The organism is Cytobacillus stercorigallinarum, from assembly GCF_014836495.1.
In the GTDB taxonomy this organism is placed as follows: Bacteria; Bacillota; Bacilli; order Bacillales; family Cytobacillaceae; genus Cytobacillus; species Cytobacillus stercorigallinarum.
In genome coordinates, this window is the sequence record NZ_JACSQT010000009.1 from 18,759 (window position 1) to 31,996 (window position 13,238).

At 38.3% G+C, this 13,238-nt stretch carries 10 protein-coding genes; 2 read left to right on the top strand and 8 right to left on the bottom strand.

Annotation, left to right across the window (positions count from 1 at the left end):
* Positions 1–50 precede the first annotated feature (50 nt).
* The 5 genes from galU to H9655_RS16510 all read right to left on the bottom strand — a co-directional run bounded on the left by galU (position 51) and on the right by H9655_RS16510 (position 5,247).
* On the bottom strand, positions 51–935 hold the full coding sequence (gene galU / locus H9655_RS16490) for a UTP--glucose-1-phosphate uridylyltransferase GalU (protein ID WP_191816054.1): 885 nt from the start codon (positions 933–935) through the stop codon (positions 51–53).
* A gap of 16 nt (positions 936–951) precedes the next feature.
* Positions 952–2,772, bottom strand: a complete 1,821-nt coding sequence (locus tag H9655_RS16495; protein ID WP_191816056.1) for a polysaccharide biosynthesis protein — start codon at positions 2,770–2,772, stop codon at positions 952–954.
* 195 nt (positions 2,773–2,967) lie between these two features.
* Positions 2,968–3,729, bottom strand: a complete 762-nt coding sequence (locus tag H9655_RS16500) for a tyrosine-protein phosphatase (RefSeq protein WP_191816058.1) — start codon at positions 3,727–3,729, stop codon at positions 2,968–2,970.
* Between the two features lie 98 nt (positions 3,730–3,827).
* Positions 3,828–4,523 carry a CpsD/CapB family tyrosine-protein kinase gene (locus H9655_RS16505; protein WP_225230702.1) on the bottom strand — a complete coding sequence of 232 codons (696 nt, stop codon included), beginning with the start codon at positions 4,521–4,523 and terminating at the stop codon, positions 3,828–3,830.
* The gene (locus H9655_RS16510; protein ID WP_191816062.1) at positions 4,498–5,247 is read right to left on the bottom strand and encodes a YveK family protein; all 750 of its coding nucleotides are present in this window, start codon (positions 5,245–5,247) and stop codon (positions 4,498–4,500) included. Before H9655_RS16510 ends, H9655_RS16505 begins: the two co-directional genes overlap by 26 nt.
* 221 nt (positions 5,248–5,468) lie before the next feature.
* On the opposite strand from H9655_RS16510, the gene H9655_RS16515 reads away from it, so the two are divergent.
* Together H9655_RS16515 and H9655_RS16520 are read left to right on the top strand one after the other, a co-directional pair.
* Positions 5,469–6,221 carry an SGNH/GDSL hydrolase family protein gene (locus H9655_RS16515; protein WP_191816064.1) on the top strand — a complete coding sequence of 251 codons (753 nt, stop codon included), beginning with the start codon at positions 5,469–5,471 and terminating at the stop codon, positions 6,219–6,221.
* Between the two features lie 181 nt (positions 6,222–6,402).
* On the top strand, positions 6,403–6,948 hold the full coding sequence (locus H9655_RS16520) for a cysteine hydrolase family protein (RefSeq protein WP_191816066.1): 546 nt from the start codon (positions 6,403–6,405) through the stop codon (positions 6,946–6,948).
* A 34-nt stretch (positions 6,949–6,982) separates the two neighbouring features.
* On the opposite strand, the gene H9655_RS16525 is transcribed toward H9655_RS16520, so the two are convergent.
* From H9655_RS16525 to H9655_RS16535, 3 genes are all read right to left on the bottom strand, one after another.
* Entirely contained in the window at positions 6,983–8,401 is a 1,419-nt protein-coding gene (locus H9655_RS16525; protein ID WP_191816068.1) for an SLC13 family permease, read from the bottom strand.
* Positions 8,398–9,579 (bottom strand): glycerate kinase family protein, encoded by a 1,182-nt coding sequence (locus tag H9655_RS16530; protein ID WP_191816070.1) that lies wholly within the window; start codon positions 9,577–9,579, stop codon positions 8,398–8,400. Before H9655_RS16530 ends, H9655_RS16525 begins: the two co-directional genes overlap by 4 nt.
* Positions 9,580–9,807: 228 nt before the next feature.
* Complete coding sequence (locus H9655_RS16535) at positions 9,808–13,002, bottom strand: fibronectin type III domain-containing protein (RefSeq protein ID WP_191816072.1); 3,195 nt, start codon at positions 13,000–13,002, stop codon at positions 9,808–9,810.
* Between the last annotated feature and the right edge of the window lie 236 nt (positions 13,003–13,238).

The window sequence follows — 13,238 nt, forward strand, 5'->3', positions numbered from 1 at the left end:
TTTTTTGTTTTATTGATTGATTTTTTGTGAAAAAATCCGAGAATCTACTATTATATAGTGCTGTTTTTGTGTTCGTTTATTATTTCGTCTAGGAACGTTAGTAGTTCTGGTTGTAGTGCTTTGTTTTTGAGTGCCATTTCGATTGTTGTTTTGATGAATCCGAGCTTTTCGCCGACATCAAAGCGCTGGCCTTCGAAGTCGTAGGCGAAGACGCGTTGGATTTGATTCAATTCCTGAATGGCGTCGGTTAGTTGAATTTCACCGCCTGCTCCTCGTTGTTGTTTTTCTAGGAACATAAAGATTTCTGGCGTGAGCACATATCTTCCCATGATGGCTAGGTTAGAAGGAGCTGTTCCTTCCGCTGGTTTTTCGACAAAGTGATTGACTTGATAGCGACGGTTGCTTTGTATCGCCGGGTCAATAATGCCATAACGATGGGTTTCCTCCATTGGTACCGTTTGTACCCCAATGATAGAGGACAGGGTTTCATCGTATTCATTGATCAGCTGTTTCAGACATGGTGTTTCCGCTTCAACAATATCGTCACCAAGGAGAACAGCGAATGGTTCGTCGCCGATGAATTTGCGGGCACACCAAACAGCATGTCCAAGGCCTTTCGGTTCTTTTTGACGAATATAGTGAATATCGACTTTTGATGGTTCTTTTACTTTTTCGAGTAAATCGAATTTTTGCTTTTGTAACAAGTTTTCTTCTAGTTCATAGGAATGGTCGAAGTGATCCTCGATTGCTCTTTTGCCTTTTCCTGTAACGATGATAATGTCTTCAATACCTGATGCTACCGCTTCTTCGACGATGTATTGAATCGTTGGTTTATCAACGATCGGTAGCATTTCTTTTGGCATCGCTTTTGTTACAGGTAGAAATCTTGTCCCTAAGCCCGCTGCTGGAATAATCGCCTTTTTTACTTTTTTCATTTCTACCACTCCTCATTTATTCGACTAGAGATAACATTTTATTCTTTCTATGATTAGCTAGATTCACGACAAACTCGCTGATTTCTTGCTGAGTCATCTTCGTAAATTCACTGATTAAGTATTGTATTTCGTTCTCTTGTTCTAAGACGGCTTTGCCAATAAAGATTTTTGGGAAAACGGCTTCATCATGTATTTCTTTCTCACCTAGTAGTTCTTCATACATTTTTTCACCAGGGCGGATTCCTGTATAACGGATCCCTATATCCTCAATATTATATCCGGATAGTTGGATTAAATTTTTGGCAAGGTCTACAATTTTTACTGGTTGACCCATATCAAGAACGAAGATTTCTCCACCCTTTGCTAACGAACCTGCTTGCAAAACCAATCTCGATGCTTCAGGAATCGTCATAAAGTAACGAGTCATATCTGGGTGTGTCACTGTTACGGGTCCACCTTGTTGAATTTGCTTCTTAAATAATGGAATGACACTGCCTCGGCTACCAAGGACATTCCCAAATCGTACAGCAACAAACTTCGTTTCGCTTTGTCGGTCGAGTTGTTGGACAATCATCTCGGCAATTCGTTTAGTTGAGCCCATGACATTTGTTGGGTTCACTGCCTTATCGGAAGAAATCATAACAAATGTGCCTACGGAAAAAGTATCAGCTGCTTCAGCTACATTTCTCGTCCCTAGGATATTATTTTTCACTGCTTCTTTTGGGTTAAATTCCATTAGCGGCACATGTTTATGTGCTGCTGCATGATAAACGACGTCAGGTTGATGTATATCCATGATTTCAAATATGCGATCACGATCTTGAATATCAGCAATGATGGGAACAATCTCGATGGTTTGTTCATACGCTTTCTTTAGTTCCATATCAATTTGATAAATCGAGTTTTCTCCATGTCCTAGTAAGAGAATCTTGCTCGGAGAAAATTTGCATATTTGTCTCGCTACTTCAGAGCCAATGGATCCTCCAGCGCCCGTAACGAGAACAACCTTATCGGTAATCTTTTTCGAAATACTATCCATATCCAGTTGTACAGGTTCTCTGCCAAGTAAATCCTCGACTTGTACATCGCGGAATTGATTCACGGATAGATTACCGACCATAATATCTTCAATTCTTGGCATGATAACGGTTTTGGCACTCGTTTGTGCACAAGCATCAAAGATTTTTTGCATTTCTTCTTTTTTTAAAGAAGGGATTGCAATAATAATCTTATCAATCAGCAAGGTTTCAACCTTTTCGATGATTTGATGAGACTGACCAACGACAGGCACATTATGTATTTGCAGCTTATATTTCGTTCGATTGTCATCGATAAAGGCAACCGGCAATATTCCTGTTTCTGGGTGATTGTTTAATTGTTTAACAAGCATGGTACCAGCAGCACCTGCGCCAATAATTAATGCTCGTTCCATTTGGTTTTGTGGCTTAATATATCGATCACGATAAATACGCCAAGAAAATCTTGATCCACCGATTAGGAGGACATGTAACATCCAAGTCATGATCATGGCACGATAGCCCACATGACCTACTAGCAGTTGTTGAAGAATGATAGTAACGACGATTGAGAAAGTTACTGCTCTGACAATGGCCAGTAGCTCCCCGATACTAGCATACTCCCAAGCCTTATCATATAACTTATAAATAAAAGCAAATACGTGATGGCTCACGAGTAGGCTAATGGACGTTACGAGCAATAGTTTAGAACTTAATAACTGCAAACTAGGATGCAAAGTAAAATAACTTATATATATAGCTGATAGCACAATGATGGAATCAAGTGCCACCCAAAAAGTCATCCTTTTTTGATAAGTCATTAGCCATCTCCCTCTTACCTAAATGATTTCTTTTTTAGGATCGGGGCCTACTTCATTATGTAAAATCGTTATCTGTAAACACCGGTTATAAGAGAAAGGTTTTAGTCTTATATACCTATATAAAAACCAAACAGATTCACCGATAATAGACATAGCAAAACACGATAAGAAGATAGGCTCGTCCTATTTGTCAATTTAAAACAACCCAAATACCCTCTTACGTTTGATTTTTTCGGGCATTTCCTTCATAACGTTTTCCCCGTTAAGGAGTAGCTCGGCATTTTCTGTGAAGAGGTAGACAATATCCGTTCCGTAAAGCTTGTCGAGGGTGTCGATTGCTTTGTTGAAATGGAAAGGTCTGGTTGTTGTATTGTGTGCATCAGAAGCGATGAAATGGGTGAGATTCGCTTCGATGATTTGCTGCGTAAACTTTTTTACATTTTTGCCGAAGTGGCCGACGAGACTTCCGGCGGTCACTTGGGTGAGTGCTCCCTTTTTAACTAGGAAATATAATAGTTCCGGTTGTTCAATCAGCTGCTGGTTTCGTTCTGGGTGTACGATTATGGGTATAAGCCCTTCCAGCTGCATGTCATAAAACAATTTCTCTGTGTATTTCGGTACATGATTCGACGGAAATTCAATAAACATATAGTTGGTGTCTGCTAATGTTTGAATTTTCCCTTCTTGCCATTCCTGTAATACTTCCCCAAATATCCGCACCTCTTGTCCCGGATGGATAGTCAGCGGGAAATCTTCTGCCTGCAACCTTTCATTTAAACGATAGGCCTCCCCCACGATCTTTTCTTTGTCATTCCTATACTTCTCTTGATAGTGAGGTGTGGCAATGATTGCAGTGATTCCTTCATTTATTGCCTGCTTTGCCATGTTGTATGATTCTTCAAATGTTTGTGCGCCATCATCTAAATGGGGTAGGATGTGGCAATGGATATCAATCATTACTCTCCTCCTTATCAGTATTTTAAATATTACAAATTGAATGATTATTAAAAAAGACAAAATGAAAGTTTCTATAATTGCGTAAAAAGGGTGTGGTTTTACGAACCATAGTAATAATAGTCGTTTAATTTTTTCATATTCATCTTATTTAGAACAACTCCAAGGATTTTCCCCTTTGCAGACTGCAATAGTTCCTTCGCTTTTAATAGTTGTTCTTTCTCAGTCTTTTTACTCTGGGTAACGAGCACCGTGCCATCACATTTATTAGAAAGAATTTGTGCATCCGTTACAGCCAATAATGGTGGTGTATCAAATATCACGATATCAAATAGCGTTGTCGCCTCTTCAATCACGCGATCCATTGCTTTTGAGCCAAGCATCTCCGATGGGTTCGGTGGAATCGGCCCACTTGTTAGAATAAAAAGATTCTCTACTTCTGATTCTTGGACAGCATCTGTAAGTACCGTCTGTTGAGAAATGACATTAGCTAATCCTCTCGTATTCAACACATTAAAGGTGTATTGCACAGTTGGTTTTCTTAGATCAGCATCAATCAGGAGTACTCTTTTACCTTGTTGGGCAAAAACAACAGCAAGATTAGCAGTAGTTGTCGATTTTCCTTCCCCTGGTCCAGCTGAGGTGATCATCATTGTACGAATATCTTCGTCGAGCGAGGAGAATTCAATGTTTGTTCGAATCGTACGGTATTGCTCTGATATCGGTGACTTTGGTTGATGTTTCGTAATGATATTTCGTTTCAGCTGATTATTATGCTTGTTCCGTATTAGAGCCAACGTTACTCCTCCTCGTATTTTGATTTTTTTGTACCCCTGCCTTTTCATTTCCTTCTTCAATGTTAGCTACTAATCCAAGGACAGGTAAGCCAACCGTTTTTTCAATATCTTCTTCATTCTTTATTGTGTTATCCATATACTCAAGTAAAAATGCAAGGCCAACACCAGCCATTAAACCTACTACAAGTGCAATGGCAATATTCAATAGCGGGTTGGGTTTGATGGGTGATTGATTCTCCGCTACCTCGGCACTGGCTAAAATGGAGACATTATCTATATTCATAATGTCTGGTATCTCACTTCGGAACACTTCAGCTGTTTTATTTGCAATGAGCGCCGCTTGTTCGGCACTTTCATCCTCCACTGAAATCTTTACAACTTGAGAATTTTGTTCACTTTGGATGGAAATTTTTTCATTTAATGCACTTGTTGAAAAATTCAAATTAAGCTCTTCCTTGACGATATCTAGTATCGCTGGGCTCTTGATGATGACGTTATATGTATTAATTAATTGTAAATTACCGTCTAAATCACTTTTTGTTATTTCTTGATTATCTTTTGCTTGGTTCACTAAAATTTGTGTAGACGATTGATAGACTGGAGTTAATACAAAGTAGCTGACCACCCCACTTATGAGGGCCGCCGCGATAGTAATTGACAAGATTAAGATGATTCTCTTCTTTAATGTATCAAACAGTTCTTTTAGACTAATAGTTTCTTCCATGTGCCCCTCCCAGTTAAGAACTAAGCAAAATTGATTATACCATATAAAATGCAACATTTGTTACATTTTGCTATTTTTAAGGAAAAAATTTATATTTTTTTGATACTATTGACTATATAATCTATTATTAAACAACAAAAAGTAGGTTATTAGTTTTATTATTTTTCAATTATTATATTTTAATAACTTTTCCTACTAAATAGGATGAAAGGAGTGATTATATGAAAATAATATCCATTATATTAGCCGGATTGCTCAGTCTAGTAATTATCGTCGTGAGTCACGTTGCTTGGGTGGAAAGAACAAGCATGAATGGAAGTGCCGATGTAAATTCAGTAGAAAAAGAGGAAAAAGCAATCCAGGCAAGTTTTCTAGCAATGGCTGCTAATTGGCCAGAGGATGCTGTACAATCTTATGCACAAACTTTAGAAAACAACGTCCCTTATAACCTGGTGCTCGTTGGCTCTGATTCTTCGATGGGGGAAGAAGACGGTTGGGCTGCACAGTTAGCCGCTAACATACGTGAACATTATCAAGACTCCATAACAGTAGAAACCGTTCGTTTTGATCGTTTTTCAGGTGACTTTAATATTGATGAAGTAGACCAGTTATCACCTGATCTAGTATTAATTGAACCATTCTTAATGAAAGATAATGATTGGTATGAAGATGTGACAGAACCGCTTGAGAATATCGACAAATGGAGAGAAACACTTTCAGAAACGAATCCAGAAGTAACCGTGATGTTGCAACCCGCCAATCCTTTTTATTTACCGCAAAAATATAAGCAGCAAGTGGATGCGCTAGAAACGTATGCTTCTGAACAAGGATTAACTTATATTAACCATTGGGAAGCTTGGCCAGATATTACTAATGACGATATTGCTGATTACTTAACGGATAATTATTATCCTAACGGTGAAGGACATTCACTTTGGGCCAAGTATTTAACGGATTATTTTATTGTTGAATAAAGAGTTGTAGGAGCGCTTTTCGATTGCGCTCCTTTTCCGTTTGATTGCTTCTTTTTTATCAAGTCTACGGATATCATAATAATAAGCAGGATGACAAATAACGTACATGTACTAGCTATTTTCATATTTTTTTATTCGTTTCATCCTCACATAGAAGTGAAAAAACAAGGAGGAAAAGATAATGAAGCAAGCATTATTAGTGATTGATGTGCAAAACGATTATTTTCAAGGGGGGAAAATGGAGCTTTATAGCCCACTTGCCGCATTAAAACAGATTAATAAACTTGAAGATTATTTTATGGAGAAAAAAGAACCGATTATTTATATGCAGCATGTGATGCATCAAGAAGGAGCACCATTCTTTGAAGTTGGAACAGAGGGTGCACAATTACACGAGGGATTAAATCTCACTGAGTCTTCAACCGTAATTGAAAAAGTATATCCAAATAGCTTTAGAGAAACAAACTTAGCTGAAATCCTGGAAAAGTTAGCTATTGAACAGCTCGTCATCACAGGCATGATGACACATATGTGTGTTGATTCAACGGCTAGAGCAGCGAATGAACTTGGATATGATCCAATTGTGCTGAGTGATACAACAGCTACATTGGCACTCACCCACGAAAATCATACCGTTCCTGCTCAATATGTGCAAAATGCCTTTTTAGCTGCTCTTTCAAGCTTTGCGACTGTGATCACCGTAGAGGAGTATTTACGTAGTAAGTGAGTAAGTAAGGGGTGCAATAAACGCACCCCCCTTTTCATGAAATAGTTAAACCTGTCCAATGCCAGTAGGTATACAGAAAAATAATCATTAGTAGAAAGTAAATGGGCATGAGGATCAAGTTCATTTTCGAAAGATCTTTGGCATTATAACGACAGCCTTCGTCCTCAAAATAAATAAGTAGCGCTTTAGAACTTACAGGGAAGGTTAAACAATAGTTCATCCCTATTAAACTTAGGAATACCATGGTTTGGGCTTCCAATTGTAGTGAATAACTCAACATGATTATGCTTGGTATCAATATCACTGCACGGGTTGTGTGAGAGGTAATATATAAATGACTCGTAATAGCTATCAAAATCATGATTGCTACTAATCCCCCATCCGGGATAAAAGAAAATATTTGCAGAAGTTGAAATACCCCGTTTTCAATCCAATGCACAGCCCCTGTTTCTACAAGCTGTTTCCCTAGTGCTGTAGCTGATGCTACAAATAAAATTAGATTCCAAGAAACTGACTGCAACCCTTTTTTCCATGAGATAACGCCATATTTAGGGGTCATCAAAGCGAAAGCACCTAACATGGTGATCAGTCCAAGATCAACTTGATGATAGGATTCAGTTACCCAAAGTACAATAAGAATCGTTAATATAGTTATTGTTTTCTTCTCTATTGTCATAAGAGGTTGTGGATTCGACCTCTTATTTATTCGGGTAGTTTTATTCTTTCTATAAATGAGTGCTCGCGAGAAGAAAATGATAAAAATGATGAAAGCCACTAAGCCAATGGTGATTGAAAAGGGGAGCCCCCATATAAGCCAGTTGATATATGAAATCCGCTCCCCACCGTTAGCCTCCAACAATTCATTACCAATTAAATGCGAACCTGCCCCTAACAATGTGGATGATGTCGTTAAAAGTATGATTACTGGGACAAATAAGGCCAGGATTTCTTTTTCCCTCACTGAATTTAATTGCTGTGAAATATCCTTAACAATAGGTTGCATGATCGCAGCTCTACCCGATGTAGACGGGATAATAAATGAAAGTGGTAAGAGCGCTAATAGAAGGTAAAATAAAATATGTTGTGTATGATTAGCTCTTTCAATGATGAAGCTGGTCATTCTTCCCGACAGACCTGAAGAACGAAAACCCTCTCCTATTATATAAGCCCCGATAAGCATCCAAATGATTTCTGTTGATAAAGAAGTATATAATAATTCTTGTTCGGCTGCATTGAGAAAGATAAGCAGCAATAAGCTACCAATGGCAACATACCCGACAGGTAAACGCGTCCCAGTCCAAAGGATTAATGTCAGAAGAAAAACAATTAATACTACTTTTGCATCATATGTCAATTCATCAGACAGAACCACAATAACACTAAAAGAAAACAGCAACATCATCATGAATCGCTTAAGAAAACTTTTCGTTCCGTTAAAACGTTTTGTGTTCATACGGGATCTTTCTCATACTTCCTTTTAGCCATTTGGTAACCTACTTGAATATGTCTCACTGCTGATTCTGCACAGTCAGAGATAAGGTGTGCTGCTTCTTCCATCGCTTTTTCCATTGTGGTCGGTTTTTGCATGATGCTCATATAGGCATCAATCCCGTTTTGATAATTTACTTGTGCATCTTTTCCAATCGTACCGGTTATTGCAACCACTGGTATTGCTAATTTTTTTGCCATTCTTGCCACTTCTGCTGGGATTTTTCCGTTAGGCGTTTGACTATCTAAACAACCCTCAGCCGTTAAAACGAGATCCGCTCCTTTTAGATGCTCTTCAATATGAATATATTTCAAGATAAGCTCATATCGGGGAAATAACTTTGCACCAGCAAAGGCGATCAGCCCTGCCCCTAACCCACCAGATGCTCCGCTTCCAGGAAGTTCGCTTACGTTTAGCCCTATTGTCTGTTCTATCATTTCGGCATAATGCGCGAGTCCATTCGCCAACACTTCTACTTCACGATCTGTCGCACCTTTTTGTGGACCAAATACATGGGCAACGCCTGTTGAACCACATAATTGATTTTGCCAGTTGCACGCTACATTCATTCTCACACGAGAAAGCCGCTTATCGATATTCGTCGTATCAATAAAGGCAATTTCATGCAACCCTCCCCCACCAACAACATTAATCACTTCCTTATTACGATTGAGAAACTTTACACCTAGCGCTTGCGCCATGCCCGCTCCTCCATCAGAAGTGCCTGAGTCGCCACAACCGAACAAAATTTGATCCACTTGTAAATCTAAAGCAGCTTTGATTAATTCACCCACTCCATAAGTAGTCGTATATAAGGGGTTGCGTAGATGTGGGGGAACCATTTTAAGCCCTGCAATGGCAGCCATTTCAATGACAGCAGTTCTCTGTTTATTCTCCTCTTCATATACCCCAAAGTAGGTTGAGACCTTTGTTCCAACAGGTCCTGTTGCTTCAAGATGAAACAGTTTTCCTTTTTTTATTTTTATAATGGTTTTTACAAAGCCTTCTCCACCATCAACCATAGGAATCACAACCGTATGTACAGTTGGACTATAACGCTGAACCCCTTTATTCATCGCGTTTGCCACTTCTTCTGCTTCCAAACATTCCTTAAACCCCGAGGGGACAATCACAACCTTCATTTCTCTTCCTCCTGAAATTCTTTATTAAGGTAAAAGCTTCTTTACTTTCCTGTTTCTAACAATAAAGAGTCATGATGAGGAGAGGATGAATAAATAATGAGAATATGATTAAAATTAAATAAAAAATTCAGATAATAAAACCAATCTTTGGAAAAATAAACAAACAAGGTGTTGATTCTTCCCTTGTATACAAAAAGGGTGAACACATATCGTGTCACCCTTTTTTCCTTATTTCACTGCCGGACGTTTTTTTCTTGCAACAAGAAACATGATCGCTCCTGCAAGCAATATCGCCATGCCCATTACTAAATAGTTATAGCTGTTGGTTGACGTATTCGGTAGGGCTTTACCTGTTTTCTCCTCTGGTTTGGCGCCAGATTTCATTTGCTCCTTTTTCCCTTTGATGACATCTGCTGGTGTTTTACCATCAGTTGGTTTTTTGTTGCCATTGTCTGGGTCTGGCTTTTTCGTTGGTGGCGGAGGAGTATTGCCCTCGGCCGGTCCGTCTTCTACTGCTGTTGTTGTTGCTTCTGCATAAGTATAACCAAGGATTTCATATTCTTCGTCATATGCCATCAATTCAATTGTGTAGGTTGTGTCTTTCTCAAGTTCTGTCCAAATATGTGAGAGTGTATCAGCATCTACGATTTCATACTCTTCGCCATTTAGAGAGATTTCATATTCATAGACTGAACCTTCACCATCGTATACCCATTCTGTTTCAATAGCATCTTCTTTTGCTTCTACTTTTGTGAAATAGAGGTCTTCACTAATCGTGAATACATAATCGAAATAGATTTCAATTTCTTCTCCGTCTGCATTTAATGCAGCAATAGCCACTTCATATGGTGTTCCCGGAGAAAGTCCAGTAAATACGTAACTAGATTCTGTTCCTGATACGGTATCTACTAATTCCCCATCTATATACAATTCATAATCTGCTACTTCTTCTTCCCCGGTATATTCCCATTCTGCATAAATTGAATCATGCGTCGTTGTTAAAGAGGTAAAACTTAAGTTCCCCATTTCTTCTTCATAGAAAACTTCCACACCGCGCATTCTTAATTCTTTAATCACTTCCATCGCTTTCGACCCTTCGGAAATGTCAAGCGTTGGGACAGAAATGAAAGAGACAAGAGCTAAGTAAGGTAAATCCAGTAATGGCGAAATATCCGTAATAGCTGTTTCATCCATAGCTAAAAATAATAGATTATTACCATTCTTTAGTGGCGTAATGTCAGTAATGGCATTACCTGAAATAATGAGACCTTGTAAAACATGGGCATTCTCAGAATTTAACCAATCAAGATTCGTCATATTTGTATAATCTGCAAGTAAAAATAATAACTGTAATTTCGCTAGCGGTTGGAAATCACTAATTGGATTTTCCGAAACGATTAAAAATTGCAGGTTAGCTGCTTTTTCAATTCCTTTAAGACTCGTAAGTTCATTATCAAAGAGTGATAATTCGATTAAACTACTTGGCAGAGCAGGGAGCTTCTTATATCCATTGCTATCTGCTGTAAGCGATTGTAAGTTAGGTAAACCTTGTATTGGTGATAAATCGAGTCCAGTATTGTAGGACGCAACAAGCATATTCAAGTTTGTTAAGCCCGACAATGGTTTTAAATCTTTCACTTTCGTGTCATCAATATATAGTACTGATAATTTACTTAAGTCTTTAATCGCTGTTAAATCGCTGACTGGGTTTCCTGTTATAGAAAGCTCTTCAAGGTTAGTAGCCAGTTCTAGCCCAGCTAAATTCCGAATGCCTTCATAATCAACATACAGTGAAGTTAAATTTTTCATATCACTTTCATAAATGTCACGGCTAATGCCAAGAGTCATCTTAATCATGTCTCTTAACCCTTTGTCTTTAATCGACACTTTTTTTCCTTCAGGTAATTGAGCCGTTTTTACATCCATCGTTGCTCGACCAATTAATTGTTTACCTTCATAAGCCTTAATAACGATATGATAGGTTGTATCTGCCTTTAAATTTTTAAATACATGTTCTTCCAGGTCAGATACTTTCGTTTCTTTCCCATCTATAGAAACAATATAATGATCTGGGTACAAATTGATATTGGCTTCAGGCCAGAAACTCCAGTACACTTGGATACTTGATTCATTGACAAATCCACGCTCTAACATCATATTTACATCATCTGCTTCATTGCTGTACACAGCTACGCCTTTTGCTGTTAAATCTTTCAGTACAGCTTGCGCTGAAGCATTTTCACCAATCCAAGGTAAGCCATAAGCATAAACTGTTTGAAGATTCGTTAATTTCTTAAGAAAATCCAGGTTGGCTAGTGAAGTATGAGAAATATTTAACTCTACTAAACTTGTGCTAAAAATACTTGTATCTGTAATAGTTAACCCTGTGACATCAAGGTCTTTTAACTGTGTTAATGCTTTGATTGGTGTTAAATCAACAATGTCATTATAACCGAGATGCAATGTTTCTAAATTGGTCGCAAATTGTAATCCCTCAATGGAAGTTACCCATAAATTCGAGATTGATAGACTGGTTAAACCGTTTAAATCAGCTTGATAGATATCGCGCTTTAACCCTAATTCGTCTTTAATTGCTTGCTCAAGAACTTTGTCTTCGAATGAAATAACTTCTCCTGTCGGTGCTGCCGATGTTGTTACTTCTACCTCTGCTGAGGAAACGACTTTACCTTTTTGAATGCCTTCTACTTTCACTTTATATGTCGTTGCAGGGGTTAATTTCGTTAAGGCATAAGTTGTTTTATTTGGTGAAACGACTTCTTTTAAATTGTTATCAACGTATAATTTAAATTCATCAACATCCACTAAACTCCATGAGATGTCAGCTGTTGTATCGGTTATCTTATGAGCAGTCATATTCAATGTAGGGACAGTTTCCTCTTGTGCTGCCGCTTCTTCATCAACTACTTGTTCCTCTTCCTCAACAACGGTTCCCTCTTCTTTTGCCGACTCTTCACTAGCTTCCTCTTCTTCAACCGGCACTTCTACCGTTATCGATGTTTCATTACTTTGCACCTTACCTTGTGCAATCGCATAAGTCACTGTCTCTCCAGGTTTTACCTCAGAATCACTCAATTCATATATGCGATAAACGCCATCTTCTCCAGGTTGTTCTTGACTCATTTCTGGTTCGCTGGCAAGAACCGAACGTTCTCCATTTTTAACGAGCGTGAACAATTCTGCATTTTCATTTGCAGCTTCTTCATATTTCACTCGCCATTTCAGTTGCACTTTTCCGTCTAAATATTCTGGATTTTGTAATTGGATTTCTAATGGTTGTTCTACATCAGTTGTTCCTGGTGATGTCGGTGTTTCCTCCGTACTCTCTGTCTCCGCTAGGACGGATGCAGGGATGAAAGAAAAAACGAGCATCATGGATAAAAGTAGATGGATAAATTTTTTCATTCCCAATTCCCCTATTCTCTCTATTTTTAGAAATATATCCCTATCAATACAGATGTATCATATAACAAATGGATGGGCTTGTATAGATATTTACGATAAAATTTTTCGACAACATCCTTTGAAAAAAGGGGTTTTTGTCGAAATTTCGCCAAGATCGGACAGATTCTTTCATTATTGCTAGAGCTCCCCTTTCAAGCTAATGAAAATTAGAAGGAAAGCAATATATTGGTAGGTTG

Coding starts and splice junctions, on each gene's coding strand:
- H9655_RS16520 (WP_191816066.1), top strand. CDS start 6,403: ATGAAGCAAGCATTATTAGTGATTGATGTGCAAAACGATTATTTTCAA.
- H9655_RS16500 (WP_191816058.1), bottom strand. CDS start 3,729: ATGATTGATATCCATTGCCACATCCTACCCCATTTAGATGATGGCGCA.
- H9655_RS16535 (WP_191816072.1), bottom strand. CDS start 13,002: ATGAAAAAATTTATCCATCTACTTTTATCCATGATGCTCGTTTTTTCT.
- H9655_RS16530 (WP_191816070.1), bottom strand. CDS start 9,579: ATGAAGGTTGTGATTGTCCCCTCGGGGTTTAAGGAATGTTTGGAAGCA.
- H9655_RS16525 (WP_191816068.1), bottom strand. CDS start 8,401: ATGAACACAAAACGTTTTAACGGAACGAAAAGTTTTCTTAAGCGATTC.
- H9655_RS16515 (WP_191816064.1), top strand. CDS start 5,469: ATGAAAATAATATCCATTATATTAGCCGGATTGCTCAGTCTAGTAATT.
- galU (WP_191816054.1), bottom strand. CDS start 935: ATGAAAAAAGTAAAAAAGGCGATTATTCCAGCAGCGGGCTTAGGGACA.
- H9655_RS16495 (WP_191816056.1), bottom strand. CDS start 2,772: ATGACTTATCAAAAAAGGATGACTTTTTGGGTGGCACTTGATTCCATC.
- H9655_RS16510 (WP_191816062.1), bottom strand. CDS start 5,247: ATGGAAGAAACTATTAGTCTAAAAGAACTGTTTGATACATTAAAGAAG.